The organism is Ensifer oleiphilus, from assembly GCF_013371465.1.
In the GTDB taxonomy this organism is placed as follows: Bacteria; Pseudomonadota; Alphaproteobacteria; order Rhizobiales; family Rhizobiaceae; genus Ensifer; species Ensifer oleiphilus.
The window spans coordinates 1-17450 of the sequence record NZ_JABWDU010000001.1 but is presented as its reverse complement, the minus strand read 5'-3'; the positions used below and the strand labels follow the sequence as shown (position 1 = coordinate 17450).

The window sequence follows — 17450 nt, the reverse complement described above, 5'->3', positions numbered from 1 at the left end:
TGTGCTCCACTCGATCGCTCATTGTTGCTGGCCCTGGCTTGAACCGTCGCCCTTGACGATGGAGCCCGACTTGATGACCTGAATGCTGGGCTGGCCATCACCACTCAAAAGATAATCCGCGGCGTTCGTATCGGGCTCCTGCGCATCCGCGACGCTGCGAAGGGCGAGCGAGATACGCTCAGCCATCTGTTGGGCGACGGTCATGACCTTTGATTGGTCAGGGGTCAGCTCCAGGGTCGCGGTGGTGCCGACCACGGATTTGGAGCCATCGTCCTTCTCCTCGACCTGCTGGTCGATCGCCAGAACGCGGACGTTGCTGAGCACCGTTTCCGTCAGGAAAACATCGTTGTCTGATTTGCGGACCATGATGACGTCGACCCGGTCGTTCGGCAGGATGAAACCGCCGGCGCCTGTCGCTACGGTAATTTCCGTCGCAACCGCGCGCTTGCCGGAAGGCAGGAGCGACGACATGATTCGACTGGAGGAGTCGGCAACCTTCTCGCTGCGCACCGGCTCGCCATTGAAAATCGGCAGCCGAACGACGGCGCCGGTCAGGTCTTCGATCGCCGATGGGCGGTGTTCTTCGGTGATGAGGCCATCGACAACGCCGTCCTTGGGCCAGGCCATCCAGTGGACGGCGTCTCCACCCAGCCGCGATCCGACGGGCAAGCTCTTGCTGGCAACGAGGACATTGACGGTCGGAGCCCGCTCGATGACGGGCTCGGCCGTGAGCTGGGCAGGGCCGCGGGTCAGCTTCATCGCCAACAACCCGGCCATCGCCGCCGACGCGACGGCCACCGTCAGTATGATGATGCGAACCGGTTTCATGATCGTTTCTGTGCCCCGCAGATATGCCGGGATCAGATTGATCAGGAATTGGTGTAATTATGGTTAACAGATCGCTTACAGCTACAGTTAACGGCTGCCTTACAGAGATCGCCCCGCATGGGTACTAGGCTGCGTCAACTGCTTAGCTGGGAAAGCGCCTTGAGCACCAGCGGCGACCCCGGATAGGCGACCAGTCCCCCGATGGCAATTGCAACGCCGTAAGGGATTTTCTTGGCCGTGAACAGCAGACGCGGGACTGGAATCCCAATCGCCAATATCCTGCTCTCCTGCATCCTGAGCAGCAAGATGGCTATCGTCAGAAGACCTCCAAAGAAAGCCACATAGACGAGAAACGCGACGAGCGAACCACCAAGACCAAACCAGACTGCGACTGATGTCAACAGCTTGGCGTCCCCTCCACCCATAACGTTAAGTGCAAACAGAACAAAACAGACGCCAAACACGGCTCCGCCGGCAGCCAAGTGAATCCCAATGTCTCGCAGATCCAGACCGACCAGGGGCGCAGTTGCGAGGAAAGCAACGATCAACAGGACCGAAATACGATTGGGTATCGTCATCGTCAACACGTCACTGATCGCAGCATAAGCCAGGCAGAGAGGCAAAACGACAAAGACAGCTGCCATTGGCATGGATTTCTCCTGTCTGACTGATGGTGCAACCTAGGGCATTATGCGGCTTTGGACGGCTTCCGTCAAAAACAAGAAAGCCACCCCGTGGGAGTGGCTCTCCAGTATTGCACTCGAAGGCTGCGTGCACTCAGAACTTGCCTTCGGCCGTTCCCATCTTGGTGCTCAGGTCCGTAAACAGAGTGTTGAGGTTTCCACCGAGCGTCGTCGCGCCGCCGATGAGGGCAACGGAGATCAGAGCGGCGATCAGGCCGTATTCGATGGCGGTTGCGCCGGACTCGTCCTTCATCAGACGGGCAAAAATCTTCTTCATGATGATTCTCCTACTTCACGTTTGTTGTTCAGCACGTCCGCCAACTGTTGCCGTTGATCGGATGAGCTCAACCTAGTCCTGGCGAATTGCTAACGGCTTAAGGAAGACAGCTACCAAAAGATTAACGGCCAACCGCTGATTTTTGGGTAAACGAATGACAAATGTGCCTGCCTGACGCACACGACCTCGACTTAACGATTCATTCACCAAGAGTGCGGATGATGGGAGGAATACCATCTCGGGGACCTGTCATGATTTTGCCCTTCGCGGCCAACCGGACCGCCATGCCGACGCTTGCGATCTTCGGCATGCTTTCGCTCATAGCGCTTTCGACCGCAAATGCGCAGGACAACATGATGCGCGTCTATATGGACCACGCGCGCGTGCTCAAACTCGACAGGCCTGTGAGCAAGGTCATCATCGGCAATGCTGAGGTTGCGGATGCCACCGTCGCCGACGCCCGCACGATCGTCATTACCGGCCGCAGCTTCGGAACGACCAATCTCGTCATTCTCGATCAGGACGGAAACGCCATCGTCGATGAACAAATTCTCGTGTCGATCGACGAGGCCAACACTGTGCGCGTCTATCGGCAGACATCGCGCACAGTACTCTCCTGTACGCCAAGTTGTGAGCGACATGTAGAGCGCAAAACTGCAAGTAGCGGGAACTGAGCAACCTCCGCAAAACGTTGGAAATTCGTTAAAATACCCGCGATCATCGCAAACGAAATATCAACAGTTGCTCCCTATTTTGCCTCTCCGTCAGACGTAACATGATGGGACGGCGCGATGAGCATCGGGCAGGAAACACTGCAGCCCCAAAAAGGCGCAAAGCCTTCACGAGGCATTTTGGCGCGCTTAGGCCGCGACAGGAAGGGTACTGCGAGCATCGAGTTCGCGATGTTGGCACTGCCGTTTTTCCTGGTGATTTTCGCTTCCATCGAAACCTTCGTCGCCTTCTATGGCGACCAGCTCCTTGCAAACGCAACGGAGACGATGGCCCGAAAGATCCGCACCGGCGAGATTACCTTCAAGCGTGGCAAGCCGGCGACGGACATGGACGAGGCCAAGTTTCGCCAGGCCTTCTGCGACGAGATTGCCGTGTTGATGAAATGCTCGGCGACTGAGGCCACCTTGGCCTCGAAGCTCTACATCGACGTTCGAAGCGTCACGGACCTCACCCAATTCCCGGTGTTTATCCCACGCACGGGCGTCTCATCGTCGTCTGATCTCAATACGGCGGACCTGAAGTTCGCTCCAGGTGGACCGGGGTCCTTCAATGTCATGCGGGCATACTACCGCTGGAGCGTGATCACCGACGTCGTCAGGCCCTTTGTGACCAACCTGCGCCCTGCGGGTGCGAGCATGCCGAAAGACTATCTCATGGTTTCGACAACCACTTTCCGCACCGAAAGCGAATGAGGCGCGTCGTGAGGATTTTAGCGATGCATTGGATATCGGCAGTCCGCCCCAGCTTCTCGAGCTTTCGCTCACTGCTAAAGGATCGCGGCGGTCTCGGCGGCGTCGAGTTTGCCATCGTCACGCCGCTGTTGATCATGATTTACGTCGGCGCATTCGAATTGTCCCTGGGCTTCACCGTGGCAGGCAAGGCCGCGCGCGCCTCAAGCGCCGTTGCCGACCTGGTTTCTCAGCAACCCGACGTCAACAAGACCTACCTCGACAACATGTCGAATGTTGTAAGAAGCATCCTGGCGCCCTATGAGGGCTCCAACTTCACGCTCAAGATCTCAGGCATCGAGGTCAACGAAGCAAACCAGGGGACCGTCATCTGGTCGCGCGATCAGAATGGCGCAGTGCCTTACGCTGCAAATTCGAGCACGACCGTTCCGGCCCAGTTTACTGGGACCAAAGCCTTCGTCATTCGAACGGAACTCGTCGTAAAGCATGGCGTGCTGTTGTTCGCGCAGAGCCTCGCCTCCAGCAACAACACGGTGGATTTGTCCAAGACCGCCTATTTCCGCTCACGCCAGGCCGAAATCATAAAGTGCCCCGACTGCTGATCGCAGCCTACAGCGCCGCGCGTCTTCTCAGACGCGCAAAGAGCGCTGTAGGACTTTGAATTGCTGCATGTTCGTTCCTTGAATCGGCGACGACTTAAGGAAACATGCAGAGGCGAACCCAATTGCAATGCGACTTCGCCGGCGCTATTCCTTCGGGATTGCGCTGGCGGCATCTGCGTCCGCGCTCGTTGCAGCAACGGACCGTAGGCTTTGCCCCGCGCTCCGGCTTACCGGATAGTTCATGGCGCGCGCGTTTCTCTTTGTCCTCGATTCCTTCGGCATAGGCGGTGCGCCGGATGCGGAGACCTATGGCGACCTGGGCGCGGACACGCTTGGCCACATCGCCGAATTCTGCGCGACCGGAGCGGCGGATCGCGCAGGCTTGCGCGAAGGGCCGCTCAATCTTCCCAACATGTCTGCACTCGGGCTCGTGCACGCGGCGAAATTGGCCACAGGCCGTGTGCCCGCAGGCATGCCGGTGCCGGGCCGGGTCTACGGCGCCTATGGCGCTGCCAGCGAAGTCTCGCGCGGCAAGGATACGCCATCCGGCCATTGGGAGATCGCGGGAACGCCCGTCATGTTCGACTGGGGCTATTTTTCGGCCGAGGGCGACGCTTTCCCCGCGGAGTTGGTCGAGGCGATCTGTCGCGAGGGCAATATCCCCGGCATTCTCGGCAATTGCCACGCTTCCGGCACAGATATCATCGCCCGCCTCGGCGAGGAGCATATGCGCACGGGCAAGCCGATCTGCTACACCTCCTCGGACAGCGTGTTCCAGATTGCTGCCCACGAGCACACTTTCGGCTTGGAACGCCTGCTGGAGTTCTGCCAGGCCGTTCGTCGTCTGCTTGACGACTACAATATCGGCCGCGTCATCGCCCGCCCCTTCATCGGCCACAGCGCGCAGACTTTCACCCGCACCGGCAACCGGCGCGACTACTCGGTGCTGCCGCCGGAGCCGACGGTTCTCGACCGTCTGGCGCAAGCGGGGCGTACGGTGCATGCGATCGGCAAGATCGGCGATATCTTCGCCCACCAGGGCGTGACGAAGCTGACCAAGGCCGACGGCAACATGGCGCTGTTCGACGCGAGCCTGGCTGCAATCGACGAGGCGGAGGATGGCGACCTCGTCTTCACCAACTTCGTCGATTTCGACATGCTTTTCGGCCATCGCCGCGATGTCGCCGGTTATGCGGCAGCCCTTGAAGCCTTCGACGCGCGGCTGCCCGATCTCGACCGGAAGCTGAAACCCGGCGATATCGTCATCCTGACGGCCGATCACGGCTGCGATCCGACCTGGCGCGGCACGGACCATACACGCGAGCGCGTGCCGGTGCTGATGTTCGGCCCGGCCGTACGCAGCCGCTCTCTCGGCGTTGCCAACACCTTCGCGCATATCGGCGAAACGGTCGCCAGACATCTCGGGATCGCACCGGGCCTACACGGGAGAAGCCTCATTTGACCGCACATCTGAAGAAGGCGGAACTGCACTGCCACATCGAGGGCGCGACACCGCCGGAGCTGGCACTGCTACAGGCAGAAAAATACGGGCTCGACACCAGCGAGATCATCACTGATCGCGCCTATGTCTGGGCGGACTTTACCAGCTTCGTGAAATGCTACGACAGCGTCGCCTCGCTGTTTCGCTCGCAGGAAGACTATGCGCTTCTTGCCGAAACCTATCTCACGGAACTGGCGGAAGCCGGAACAATCTACAGCGAGATCATCGTTTCGCCGGATCACGGCAACACCATCGGGCTTGGCGCCGACGCCTATCTCGAGGGCCTTGCTGCCGGCATGGAGGCCGCCAAGGCGAGAACCGGGATCGAATCCCGCATGCTGATCACCGGCATCCGCCATCTTGGCCCGGAATCGGTGGTCAAGACGGCCGAGTTTGCCGCCAAAAGAGAGCATGCTCTGGTCACCGGCTTCAATCTGGCGGGCGAGGAACGCATGCACAGCGTCGCCGATTTTGCCCGAGCCTTCGATATCGCCCGCGATGCCGGCCTTGGCCTGACGATCCACGCCGGCGAGCTATCCGGCGCCTTCAGCGTGCGCGATGCGCTCGACCATGTCAGGCCGTCGCGCATCAGCCACGGCGTGCGCGCGATCGAGGATGCGGATCTCGTCAAGCGGATCGCCGACGAGGGTGTCGTTCTGGAAGTCTGCCCCGGATCCAACATCTCGCTTCAGGTCTTCCCGGATTTTGCCGCGCATCCCCTGCGAGCCCTGCACGAGGCCGGCGTTCGGGTGACGCTCAATTCCGACGACCCGCCCTTCTTCCACACCTCGCTTGCCCAGGAATACGACATCGCCTCGGCGGTGATGGGGTTCACCGACGACGACATCAACGACATGACCAGGACTGCTATCGAGGCGGCTTTCGTCGACGAGGCGACACGCCGGAAATTGCTTGCGCTGGTCTGATCCAAGCCCGCGCCGGGCCAAGATGGATGGCGCGGCTGGGGATGAACACAACGAGCCGCCCAACGCCCTTGCGGCCGCGGAGCAATCCATGGAAAAAGGGCGGATACAGAAACTTCCGGGAAGGTGGCCATGGACGGCGTAACAGTGATCGATCATCCGCTTGTGCAACACAAGCTGACCATCATGCGCAAGAAGGAAACCTCGACCGCGGGTTTTCGGCGACTGCTTCGGGAAATCTCGACGCTGCTCTGCTACGAGGTAACGCGCGATCTGGAACTGACGATGGAGCGCATCGAGACGCCGATGCAGGAGATCGACGCGCCGGTGCTGGAAGGCAAGAAGCTTGTCTTCGCTTCGATCCTGCGCGCCGGCAACGGTCTGCTGGAAGGCATGCTCGAACTGGTGCCTTCGGCCCGCGTTTCCCATATCGGCGTCTATCGCGACCACGATACATTGGAAGCGGTGGAGTATTTCTTCAAGGCACCCGAAAGCCTGTCCGAGCGGCTGATCATCGTCGTCGATCCGATGCTTGCGACCGGCAACTCCTCGATCGCGGCGATCGACAAGCTGAAGGAACGCGGCGCGAAGAACCTACGCTTCCTCTGCCTGCTCGCAGCGCCAGAAGGCATCCGCAACTTCCAGGCCGCACACCCGGATGTGCCGATCTTCACGGCATCGATCGACAGCCATCTGAACGAACTCGGCTACATCATGCCCGGGCTCGGCGATGCCGGCGACCGCATGTACGGAACGAAGTAATTTTCCGTTTCTTAACCAGAGCGAAGACTTGACCAAAAACCGCCGGCAAACCGGCGGTTTTTTTGTGCCCTATTAGCCCTTCCCCTGTTCTACTGAACGCTCGATCGGGACGCATGTGTGCGGCCCAAAGCACGGGAGGCCAGGCCATTGTTCGGACGTCTGCTGACATTTGCCGGCGGCATCGCGGTTGCGGCCCTGGTCATTCCAGACCTTGCGAGTTCCTATCTCTCAAGCTCCAAACCCGCCGATACAGGCGAGACGGCGGCAAGCAGCGTCGTTCCAGCAACGACTGCAAAATATACTGCTGGAAAAGGCGTGGTGCTTGAAGCCGACCGCTCGGGCCACTTCTTCGGCGCCTTCCGCATCAACGGCCGCACCGAACGCGGCATGGTCGATACCGGCGCCAGCACCATCGCGATCAATGTCTCGACCGCGCGCAGGCTCGGCTTTTCGCCGGCGACGCTCACATTCGACGTTCGGGTGGGAACGGCCAATGGGGAGGTCGATGCAGCACGGACGAAACTGAACCGGGTTGAAATCGGTGGCATATCCCTGCGCGACGTCGACGCCTTCGTGCTGCCCGACAAGTCGCTTTCCGGAATGCTGGTGGGCATGAGCTTCCTCAGCCGGTTATCATCCTATCGCGTCGAAGACGGCGCTCTGCACCTGGTCAGGTGATCCTTGAAAGGACAGGCGCACGCTGCTCCGGCTGCATGTCGGTGATCGTATAGATTGACCGGATCTCTTGCTGCGCCCGCTTTGCCGCATCCTCGTCCACCGCATGGACAAAAGCGATCGGCTCGCCCTTGGCGACCCACGTTCCCAGCGGTTTCAGCGCGGAAAAACCGACGCGATGATCAATCTGATCGTTCGGATGCGCCCGTCCGCCACCCAGCGCGATGACCGCCATGCCGAGATCGCGGGTCCGGCAGGACTGGAGATAGCCGTCACTTTCGGCTGCCACGGGCAGGATGACCGGAGCCGCTGCAAGATACTGTCCCGGCCGAGCAACGAAATCCGTGGGACCACCGAGCGCATGCACCATCCTGGCGAACCGATCGAGGGCCGCACCCTTTTCAAGCGCCGCGCGGGCTAGCGCCTCGCCCTCAACCGGAGTTGCGGCGACGCCCGCCGCGACCAGCATTTCGGCGGCAAATGCCATGACCACGGCTTCGAGGCGGGTGCCGCTCTTCTCGCCCTTGAGGAAGCCAAGGCAGTTCCAGATTTCAAGCGCGTTGCCTGCGGCATCGGCTAAGGGTTCGTTCATGTCCGTCAGCAGCGCCGAGGTGCGCACGCCAGCACCATTGGCGACATCGACCAGCGATCGCGCCAGAACCTCCGCCTCGCCGGCATCGCTCATGAACGAGCCATTGCCGACCTTGACGTCGAGCACCAGCGATTGCAGGCCGGCGGCAAGCTTCTTCGACAGGATCGAGGCCGTAATCAACGGAACCGAATCGACGGTCGCGGTGACGTCGCGGATGGCGTAGAGCCGTTTGTCGGCCGGTGCCAGATTGGCGGTCTGGCCAATGATGGCGCAACCGATCTCGTCCACCGTCCTTCGAAACACTGCGGCCGATGGCTGGATATCATAGCCGGGTATGGATTCGAGCTTGTCGAGCGTACCGCCCGTGTGTCCCAGGCCCCGTCCCGAAATCATCGGCACGGCCAGGCCGCATGCGGCCACGATCGGAGCGAGCATCAGCGAGACGTTGTCGCCGACACCGCCGGTCGAGTGCTTGTCGACGATGGGGCGACCGACATGGCTCCAGTCGAGCGTTTCACCGGAATCGCGCATCGCCAGCGTCAACGCTACCGTCTCGTCACGGCTCATGCCCGAAAACCAGATGGCCATCGCCAAAGCCGCGACCTGCCCCTCCGAGATCGAGCCATCGGAAAGACCACGGACAAAGCCTGCAATGTCTGCCGCTTCGAGGCTCTCGCCATTTCGCTTGCGACGGATGATCTCCTGGGGAAGCATGCTCAGCTGGCCACCGCGTCCGAGGAAATCATCTCCTTGAGAATGGCCGCTAGGCGCTTGCCGCCGACGGGGGCCATGTCCTTGGTCTCGTGATGGCTGAGTTCGCCACCGGTCATGCCGGCGCCGAAATTGGTGATGACCGAGGCTGCCGCAACCTTGAGGCCCATGAACCGCGCCAGAATGACTTCCGGCACGGTCGACATGCCCACGGCATCGGCTCCGAGCACGCGCGCCATGCGAATTTCCGCCGGCGTTTCGAAGCTAGGCCCGGAGAACCACATGTAGACACCGGCCTGCAGAGGAATTCCCAACCTTTCGGCTGCGGCCTGCATGCGCGTGGCAAGCGCGGCGTCGTAGGCACTGGTCATGCCGACGAAACGATCGTCGCTTTCGACGCCGATCAGCGGATTGTAGCCGGAAAAATTGATGTGGTCTGAAATCCGCATGACCGATCCGGGCGGCAGATCGTCCCTGAGCGAGCCCGCGGAGTTGGTGAGCAGCAGGTTTTCGACGCCGAGGTCCTTCAGGGTTTGGAGCGGCACGCGCATGGCGTTGGCGTCACCACTCTCGTAGTAGTGCACCCGGCCGGACAGCATCACGACCGGAACATCGCCAAGCAAACCTGCGACGAGCTCGCCGGCATGGCCGGAAACGCTGCTGACGGGGAAACTGGGAATGTCGGCGTAGGAAATGCGGGTCGCGCCACTGACTGCTTCGACAAGTGTGCCAAGTCCGGACCCGAGGACAATGCCATAGCGTGGAGACAGGCCACCGAGCCTGTCCCGCAGAAATTCCGCAGCGCTGCTCATCCGAGGATCTCGGTCTCGAAGCTGTGCGGCAGCAGATCCGACAGAGCGAGCGTCTTCTTCACGCCCGTCTCGTCGCAGAGATAGATCCGGGTACTGGCGCCGGAGAATTCCGCAAGCCGCTGCCGGCAGCCGCCGCAAGGCGGGCAGAGCGCCAGCTTCTCGGCAATCACGGCAACTTCCATGATCTTGCGCTGGCCGGCCATGACCATGTGGCTGATGGCCGTGGTTTCGGCGCACCACCCCTCCGGAAACGACAGGTTTTCGATGTTGGCGCCGGTGTAGATCTGGCCGTCTTCAGCACGGATCGCGGCACCCACTGGAAACTTGGAATAGGGGGCGTGCGCCTTGGCCATCGCCTCGCGGGCGGCCTCGAAGAGCTCGTTTTCCATGGTCTTACCGCTCCTTCACGTATGGGACACCGCCGGCTTTCGGCGGAATGGCCTTGCCGATGAAGCCGGCAAGCAAGATGACGGTGAGAATATAGGGTAGCGCCTGCATCAGCTGCACCGGCACCTGGCCGATCAGCGGCAGCGGGTTGCCCTGCAGACGGATCGCGAACGCGTCGAGGAAGCCGAAGAGCAGGCAGGCAAGCATGATGTTGAACGGCCGCCACTTGGCAAAGATCAGCGCGGCAAGAGCAATGTAGCCCTTGCCGGCTGTCATGCCCTTGACGAAGCCGGCGGTCATCGCCAGCGACAGGTAGGCGCCGGCAAAGCCACACAGGATGCCGCAGCAGATGACGGCGCGATAGCGCATCCAGATCACCGAAATGCCGGCTGTGTCGACGGCACCCGGGTTTTCGCCGACGGCGCGCAACCGAAGGCCGAAGCGGGTGCGATAGAGGATCCACCAGCTGAGCGGCACCATGGCGAAGGCCAGATAGGTCAGGATGAAATGCCCCGACAGCAGATCGGCGTAGATGGGTCCGATGAAGGGAACCTCGCGAATGGTGTCCGCGAAGGGAAAGTTGATCGTCTGGAACCGGGCGCCTTCGGCCAGTGCCGGCGTACGCCCGCCCTGACGGAACCAGGCTTCGCCCAAGATGACCGTGGAACCGGCGACGATGAAGTTGATGGCGACACCGGAGACGATCTGGTTACCGCGCTGGGTGATCGAGGCATAGCCGTGGACCAGAGACAGGGCAACCGAGATCAGGATGGCGGCGAGCAGCCCAAGCCAGACGGACTGGGTGATGGCCGCGACCGCGCCGGCGGCAAAGGCGGCGCCGAGCATTTTGCCTTCAAGGCCGATATCGAAGATACCGGCACGCTCGGTGAAGAGCCCGGCAAGCGCCGCGAAAATCAGCGGAACGGAGACGCGGATGGTGGACTCGAGGAGCACGACGATGACGTGGAAGAAATCCATGGCTCAAGCTCCCTTGGTCTGGGCAACGACCGCGGCGCGCCGGCTGGATGTGGCAAACAACCGGGCAATCGCCGGCCGGAACATGTTTTCAAGGGCGCCGGCAAACAGAATGACGAGACCCTGGATGATGACGATCATGTCGCGCGAGATCGACGGCATTTCGAACGAGATCTCCGCGCCGCCCTGGTAGAGAACGCCGAAGAGCACCGCCGCGGGGATGATGCCTGCCGGATGCGAGCGGCCCATGAGGGCAACAGCGATGCCGACGAAGCCTGCCCCCTGGACGAAATCGAGCTGCATGCGGCCCTGCTCCCCCATGATCGGGTTGAGTGCCATCATTCCGGCCAGCGCGCCCGAGATCATCATGGTGATGACGGTGATGCGGCTCTCGCTCATGCCGGCATAGCGCGCGGCCGACGGGCTGTGGCCCATGGTGCGCATCTCGTAGCCGAGCTTGGTGCGCCAGATCAACAGCCACACACCGAAGGCGGCGACAAGCGCCAGTAGGAACGAGACGTTGAACGGTGCGGTCCCAATATCGAGCCCGAAGATCGATAAGAGCCAATCGAGCTTGGGAAGCTGGCCACCCTCGGCAAAGGTGCGCGTCTGCGGCGACATCGAGCCGAGCGGCTTCAACACCCGGGTCAGCAGGTAGACCATCAGGCTCGAGGCGATGAAATTGAACATGATGGTGGTGATGACGATGTGGCTGCCACGCTTGGCCTGAAGCCAGCCCGGCAAGAACGCCCAGGCGGCGCCGAAGAAGGCCGAACCGATGATCGCCAGCGGAAAGACCACGAACCATGGCATCGTCTGGTCGAGCCAGAGGCAGGCGAGCGCGACGCCGATGCCGCCGACATACGCCTGGCCTTCGCCGCCGATGTTGAAAAGGCCGGCGTGGAAGGCGACTGCTACCGCAAGGCCGGTGAAGATGAAGGTGGTGGCGTAGTAGAGCGTGAAGCCGATATATTCGCCGCGGCCGAAGGCACCATTGATCAGGTGATAGGCCGCCTCGAGCGGGTTTTCGCCGACGAGCAGAACCACGAGGCCGGCGACGAGAAAGGCGACGGCGAGATTGACCAGCGGGATGAGGCCGTATTCGACCCAACCCGGAAGCTTTGCATAGGGATTGCTCATTCTGCGGCCTCCTTGCGGCCTTCGACGCCGGCCATCAACAGGCCCAGCTCGCCCTCGGTCGCGTCGGGATCGCGTTCGCCGACCACACGGCCGGCAAACATGACCAGGATACGGTCCGACAGGGCGCGGATTTCATCGAGTTCGACGGAAACAAGCAGGACAGCCTTGCCCTGATCGCGCATCTCGATGATCCGTTTGTGGATGAATTCGATGGCGCCGACATCGACGCCGCGGGTCGGTTGGCCAATGATCAGCACGTCCGGGCTCCGCTCCATCTCGCGGGCAAGAACGATCTTCTGCTGATTGCCGCCGGAGAAATTGGCGGTCTTCAACCGGGCGTTCGGCGGACGGATGTCGTATTCGGCGATCCGCTGCTCGGCATCCTTGCGGATGGCATCGACGTTCAGGAACACGCCGTTGAGGTAACGCTTGTCGTGGTGATAGCCGAGGATGGCGTTTTCGCATTCCTCGAACTTCAGTACCAGGCCGACATGATGCCGGTCTTCCGGCACGTGGGCGAGACCGCGATCACGCAGGTCCTTGGGGTCGACGTGGCCGGTGACGTTGATCGGCTTGCCGTTGAGCAGCACCTCGCCGGAAACGGCGCGGCGGATACCGGAGATCGCCTCCAGCAATTCCGACTGGCCATTGCCGGCGACGCCAGCGATGCCGACGATCTCGCCGGCGCGCAAGTTGAACGAGACATTGTCGACCATGGTCACGCCGCGGCCGTCCTTGACGGTCAGGCCGTTGACGGAAAGCTTGACGTCGCCAGGCTTGGCCTCACCCTTTTCGACGCGCAGCAGCACGCGGCGGCCGACCATCAGTTCGGCGAGTTCCTCGACCGAGGTTTCCGCGGTCGTGCGCGTCGCAACCATCTCGCCGCGCCGCATCACCGAGACTTCGTCGGTGATCGCCATGATTTCGCGCAGCTTATGCGTGATGAGAATGATGGTCTTGCCCTGGCTCTTCAGCTGTTCGAGAACGCGGAAAAGATGGTCGGCCTCGGCCGGCGTCAACACGCCGGTCGGCTCATCGAGGATCAGGATGTCGGCGCGGCGGTAGAGCGCCTTGAGGATCTCGACGCGTTGCTGCAGACCGACCGGCAATTCCTCGATCACCGCGTCCGGATTGACCTCGAGGGCGTATTCGCGCTCCAGTCGTTTCAGCTCGTCGCGCGCCTTGGCAATGCCCTTGTTGAGGATCTGGCTTTCTTCCGCGCCGAGCATGATGTTTTCGAGCACCGTGAAGTTCTCGACCAGCATGAAATGCTGGTGCACCATGCCGATGCCGGCGGCGATCGCGGCATTCGGGTCGCGGATCGTAACCTGTTTGCCATCCACGTGGATTTCGCCGCTATCGGCCTGGTAGAAGCCGTAGAGGATCGACATCAGGGTCGATTTACCCGCACCGTTTTCGCCGATGACGCCGTGGATCGTACCCTTGCGGACTTTCAGATTGATGTTCTTGTTGGCGTGAACCGGACCGAAACTCTTGTCGATCCCACGCAGTTCGATGGCAATACTGTCCATATTGGCCTTGCGATCCCCAAACTGGCCCGCTTCGGTCTTCTTCCCAGAAACCGTGCCGGCGATTTTTTTACCATTTGGTATAAGTTTATCATCGATTTCCCGGCACGGAAGCCCTCAATCGAGATCTCCTTATACTCTCACCGGATCGCTGATGAGAGTCCAGCGTGAATATACACAGGCAGATCAATGGTCGCCGCACCAAAAAACCGGCGGCATTCGATGCCGCCGGTTCAATTTTATGCTGTCGCTTCAAGCCGTTTTGACAGGCCGCAACAGGCGCAGTGCGTTCATAGTCACAAGCACCGTGGCGCCGGTATCGGCCAGGATGGCCGGCCACAGGCCGGTGATGCCAATGATGGTGGTGACGAGGAAAACGGCCTTCAACCCGAGCGCAATAGCGATATTCTGGAAAATGTTTCGCATTGTAGAACGGGAAAGGTCGACCATTGCCGCGACGTCTCCAACCCTGCCGTGCAGCACGGCCGCGTCGGCCGTCTCCAATGCAACGTCCGTCCCGCCACCCATGGCGATGCCGACATCGGCCGCAGCTAGCGCCGGCGCATCGTTGATGCCATCTCCGATCTTGGCGACATTGAAGCCGGATGTCTTCAATTCGCCGACGATGCGCTGCTTGTCCTCCGGCAGCAACTCGGCACGTACCTCCATGCCGAATTGCCGGCCGATCGCCTCGGCCGTGCGGCGGTTGTCGCCGGTCAGCATGACCACACGGATACCGGCGTCGGTCAGCGCCTTGATGCCTGCGGCGGCATCCGGGCGCGGCTCGTCGCGCATGGCGATCGCACCGACGATCTCCTTGTCGGCAACCAGCACCGAAACCGTCTTGCCCTCGTCGTTCAGCGCCGCGATGCGGGCGGTCTGTTCGGGCGACATCGGCACGTGGTCGTTGGCAGCCTGGGGAGATCCGAGGAACACGGCGGCAGTGCCGACAATACCTTCCAGGCCCTTGCCGCCGATGGCCTTAACGGTTGCAATGCCCGCGACGTGCACCTTCAACTCGCCGGCGCGCTGCAGGATCGCCCGCGCCAGCGGATGGCTCGATCCCTGCTCGAGCGCTGCGGCCAAGCCCAGCACCTCATTCTCGCCGCGTCCGAAACCGACGATATCGGTAACCCGGGGCTTGCCTTCCGTCAGCGTGCCGGTCTTGTCGAAGGCGGCGGCGGTAATCTTGCCGACATTTTCCAGAACGGCGCCGCCCTTCAAAAGCAAGCCCCGCCTTGCGCCGGCCGAAAGGCTGGCGGCAATGGCTGCCGGTGTCGAAATCACCAGCGCGCAGGGGCAACCGATCAACAGGATCGCCAGGCCCTTGTAGATCCACGCATTCCAGTCGCCACCACCCAGCAGCGGCGGCAGGATCGCGACGAGCGCTGCGACGGCGACGACGCCGGGTGTGTAGTAGCGCGAAAAGCGATCGATGAAGCGCTCGGTCGGCGCCTTGCTTTCCTGTGCCTCTTCGACCAGCCGGACGATGCGGGCAATCGTGTTGTCGGAGGCGGCAGCCGTCACGCGCACCCGCAAGGCGCCGTCGCCATTTACCGTTCCGGCGACAAGCGCGTCATCCACCGCCTTGTGCACCGGCGTGCTTTCGCCGGTAACCGGTGCCTCGTCGACGGCGCTTTCCCCCGAAAGAATGATGCCGTCCGCCGGGACGCGGTCGCCGGGACGCACCAGGATGACGGAGCCGGCCGCCAGGCTTTCGGCCGGCACTTCATCGACGCGGCCGTCGTGCTCGAGATAGGCCGATTTCGGCACAAGCGCGGTCAGCGACTGGATACTCGCCCGCGCCTTTCCCGCGGCGACGCCTTCGAGCAGCTCGCCGATGAGGAAGAGCAGCACGACCATCGCAGCTTCTTCGGTCGCGCCGATGAAGACGGCACCCACAGCTGCAATCGTCATCAGCATCTCGATCGAAAACGGCGTTCCGGAGGTCGCCGCGGCAAAGGACCGCCGGGCGATCGGCACGAGGCCGACCAGCATGGCGAGCGTGAAGATCCAGGGCTCCGTGGCGGGGACGAGGTGGCCGAGACCGTAGGCGGCGGCGAGCGCCAGAGCGCAAGCGATCGTCAGGCGACCCTTGCCAGACCGCCACCATGGACCATTCGTCGGGCCATGTTCGTGGGCATGGCTATTCACCGGTGCCGACGGAGCCGGGCGAACAGCATTGCTGTTGCCGGTACGATCATGACCGTGGTCCGCATGCGTATGTTTGGCGTGATCATGCCCATGCCCATGATCGTGATCGTGATCGTGATCGTGATCGTGATCGTGATCGTGATCGTGATCGTGGGAATGATCATGGTCGTGATCGCCCAAGCAAGTATGAATGGGCGCAACCGGCGGCTTCTGGTGGGCGGCGATCGGATGCAGCCGGTAGCCAAGCTTTCCGACCTTGCCGACGATGTTCCCGGCGAGCTCCTCATCGTCGACATGCTTGACCGTCATCGTGCCCGCGGCAACGGAGACCGTGACATCCTCGACACCCGGCATGCGCCGGACGGCGGTGTCGATCTTCGATGCGCAGGATGCACAATCCATGCCCTCGACCCTGTAGCGGTTTTCGCGAATATTGCCTGCCATGACCTGCTCCTTGCATATCGTGACGCAAGGCTACGACCTCTAGTGACTAGAGCTGCAAGCACGAATTGAACGAAGGGCGAAGTTTTCGATGGTCGTTACCGTGTCGGATCAAGCCTTGCGGTGCGGGACGCTTTGCTTTGTGGCTTAGGCTTGAGCGTGATCCCGCGGGGTTACGTTGGGGAGGATTTATCGTCTGGCGCGCTTGTTGCTGTCCTGACGGGTTGGTCGTTACCGTTGACGCATGTTTATGGGGTTTACGGTTCGCACGTTCACCTAGCTTTGAAGGTTCGTGTTTTCCTGGCCTTTGTTTCGGGCACACATTCGGGTTAGCGTTGTCTGATTAAGCCCGAACGCAAAAAAGCCCGCCGACCTCTCGGTCTGGCGGGCTATTTTTATGATTTGGTTGCGGGGGCAGGATTTGAACCTGCGGCCTTCAGGTTATGAGCCTGACGAGCTACCGGGCTGCTCCACCCCGCGCCATCGCGGTAAATCCCCTTGGGATTTATCCGCTCTTCCGGGTTTTGCTTTAGCAAAATCCCGTTGTCTGTCTCGATTTTACCTAAACAAAAGGGCCGCTTGTTGGCGGCCCTTGCGTTTCGGCTTGGCCGAGTTTTGTGTCGAGAAGATGTTTTGTTTCGGAATTTATCTTGCGTTTTGCAGACCTGGCAGCGACCTACTCTCCCGCGTCTTAAGACGAAGTACCATCGGCGCTGGGGCGTTTCACGGCCGTGTTCGGAATGGGAACGGGTGCAGCCACCCCGCCAGAACCACCAGGTCGGCAAAGCGCAAGATTTGCGTCTAGCGGACGCAAACCGAATGAGAAGCTGGTGAAGCGTTATGCTTCGTTTTGTTTTGAACACGTCTTTACGGTGCTTTGGGCAGTGTCGGAGCGTTAGCTCCGCAAGGCCAAAGGCCGTCGCGCCTTTTGGCGCGTTAGCTCATCTAGAGATGAGCATGAGCAATGGGAACGATCAAGCCAATCGAACGATTAGTACTGGTAAGCTTCATGCGTTGCCGCACTTCCACACCCAGCC

At 61.2% G+C, this 17450-nt stretch carries 17 protein-coding genes, 1 tRNA gene, 1 rRNA gene and 1 pseudogene; 8 read left to right on the top strand and 12 right to left on the bottom strand.

Annotated features, from left to right (window positions below; genetic code table 11):
• Positions 1 to 18 precede the first annotated feature (18 nt).
• From cpaB to HT585_RS00095, 3 genes are all read right to left on the bottom strand, one after another.
• The gene (gene cpaB / locus HT585_RS00105) at positions 19 to 828 is read right to left on the bottom strand and encodes a Flp pilus assembly protein CpaB (protein ID WP_176351076.1); all 810 of its coding nucleotides are present in this window, start codon (positions 826 to 828) and stop codon (positions 19 to 21) included.
• Between the two features lie 134 nt (positions 829 to 962).
• Positions 963 to 1478, bottom strand: a complete 516-nt coding sequence (locus HT585_RS00100; RefSeq protein ID WP_176351075.1) for an A24 family peptidase — start codon at positions 1476 to 1478, stop codon at positions 963 to 965.
• Positions 1479 to 1605: 127 nt separating this feature from the next.
• Positions 1606 to 1788: a Flp family type IVb pilin gene (locus HT585_RS00095; protein ID WP_176351074.1), complete on the bottom strand. Its 183-nt coding sequence runs from the start codon at positions 1786 to 1788 to the stop codon at positions 1606 to 1608.
• A 251-nt stretch (positions 1789 to 2039) separates the two neighbouring features.
• Between HT585_RS00095 and HT585_RS00090 the strand changes: the two genes are divergently transcribed.
• The 7 genes from HT585_RS00090 to HT585_RS00060 all read left to right on the top strand — a co-directional run bounded on the left by HT585_RS00090 (position 2040) and on the right by HT585_RS00060 (position 7675).
• Positions 2040 to 2462: a pilus assembly protein N-terminal domain-containing protein gene (locus HT585_RS00090; protein ID WP_176351073.1), complete on the top strand. Its 423-nt coding sequence runs from the start codon at positions 2040 to 2042 to the stop codon at positions 2460 to 2462.
• 117 nt (positions 2463 to 2579) lie between these two features.
• Entirely contained in the window at positions 2580 to 3212 is a 633-nt protein-coding gene (locus HT585_RS00085) for a TadE/TadG family type IV pilus assembly protein (RefSeq protein WP_176351072.1), read from the top strand.
• Between the two features lie 23 nt (positions 3213 to 3235).
• Positions 3236 to 3811: a TadE/TadG family type IV pilus assembly protein gene (locus tag HT585_RS00080; protein ID WP_176351071.1), complete on the top strand. Its 576-nt coding sequence runs from the start codon at positions 3236 to 3238 to the stop codon at positions 3809 to 3811.
• 241 nt (positions 3812 to 4052) lie between these two features.
• Positions 4053 to 5273, top strand: coding sequence for a phosphopentomutase (locus tag HT585_RS00075; protein WP_176351070.1), 1221 nt, complete (start codon positions 4053 to 4055; stop codon positions 5271 to 5273).
• The gene (locus tag HT585_RS00070; protein ID WP_176351069.1) at positions 5270 to 6238 is read left to right on the top strand and encodes an adenosine deaminase; all 969 of its coding nucleotides are present in this window, start codon (positions 5270 to 5272) and stop codon (positions 6236 to 6238) included. The genes HT585_RS00075 and HT585_RS00070 overlap by 4 nt, the downstream gene beginning before the upstream one ends.
• Positions 6239 to 6367: 129 nt before the next feature.
• Positions 6368 to 6997: a uracil phosphoribosyltransferase gene (gene upp / locus HT585_RS00065; protein ID WP_077499538.1), complete on the top strand. Its 630-nt coding sequence runs from the start codon at positions 6368 to 6370 to the stop codon at positions 6995 to 6997.
• Positions 6998 to 7144: 147 nt separating this feature from the next.
• Entirely contained in the window at positions 7145 to 7675 is a 531-nt protein-coding gene (locus HT585_RS00060; RefSeq protein ID WP_176351068.1) for a TIGR02281 family clan AA aspartic protease, read from the top strand.
• Here the strand turns inward: HT585_RS00060 and deoA are convergent.
• From deoA to HT585_RS00025, 7 genes are all read right to left on the bottom strand, one after another.
• Positions 7668 to 8984, bottom strand: coding sequence for a thymidine phosphorylase (gene deoA / locus HT585_RS00055; RefSeq protein WP_176352136.1), 1317 nt, complete (start codon positions 8982 to 8984; stop codon positions 7668 to 7670). The two genes, HT585_RS00060 and deoA, sit on opposite strands and share 8 nt — an antisense overlap.
• Complete coding sequence (locus HT585_RS00050; protein WP_176351067.1) at positions 8981 to 9787, bottom strand: purine-nucleoside phosphorylase; 807 nt, start codon at positions 9785 to 9787, stop codon at positions 8981 to 8983. The genes deoA and HT585_RS00050 overlap by 4 nt, the downstream gene beginning before the upstream one ends.
• Positions 9784 to 10176, bottom strand: a complete 393-nt coding sequence (locus tag HT585_RS00045; protein WP_077499546.1) for a cytidine deaminase — start codon at positions 10174 to 10176, stop codon at positions 9784 to 9786. The genes HT585_RS00050 and HT585_RS00045 overlap by 4 nt, the downstream gene beginning before the upstream one ends.
• Before the next feature lie 4 nt (positions 10177 to 10180).
• Positions 10181 to 11152, bottom strand: coding sequence for an ABC transporter permease (locus HT585_RS00040; protein WP_077499548.1), 972 nt, complete (start codon positions 11150 to 11152; stop codon positions 10181 to 10183).
• Between the two features lie 3 nt (positions 11153 to 11155).
• On the bottom strand, positions 11156 to 12289 hold the full coding sequence (locus HT585_RS00035; protein ID WP_176351066.1) for an ABC transporter permease: 1134 nt from the start codon (positions 12287 to 12289) through the stop codon (positions 11156 to 11158).
• Complete coding sequence (locus tag HT585_RS00030) at positions 12286 to 13821, bottom strand: ABC transporter ATP-binding protein (RefSeq protein WP_176351065.1); 1536 nt, start codon at positions 13819 to 13821, stop codon at positions 12286 to 12288. The genes HT585_RS00035 and HT585_RS00030 overlap by 4 nt, the downstream gene beginning before the upstream one ends.
• 249 nt (positions 13822 to 14070) lie before the next feature.
• The gene (locus HT585_RS00025; RefSeq protein WP_176351064.1) at positions 14071 to 16416 is read right to left on the bottom strand and encodes a heavy metal translocating P-type ATPase; all 2346 of its coding nucleotides are present in this window, start codon (positions 16414 to 16416) and stop codon (positions 14071 to 14073) included.
• 99 nt (positions 16417 to 16515) lie between these two features.
• On the opposite strand from HT585_RS00025, the pseudogene HT585_RS32215 reads away from it, so the two are divergent.
• Positions 16516 to 16746 (top strand): annotated as a pseudogene (locus tag HT585_RS32215) (LysR substrate-binding domain-containing protein); the annotation flags it as partial.
• A gap of 70 nt (positions 16747 to 16816) precedes the next feature.
• Here the strand turns inward: HT585_RS32215 and HT585_RS00015 are convergent.
• Positions 16817 to 16893: transfer RNA gene (locus HT585_RS00015), tRNA-Met, on the bottom strand.
• A 183-nt stretch (positions 16894 to 17076) separates the two neighbouring features.
• Positions 17077 to 17191, bottom strand: a 5S ribosomal RNA gene (gene rrf, locus HT585_RS00010).
• Positions 17192 to 17450: the final 259 nt, after the last annotated feature.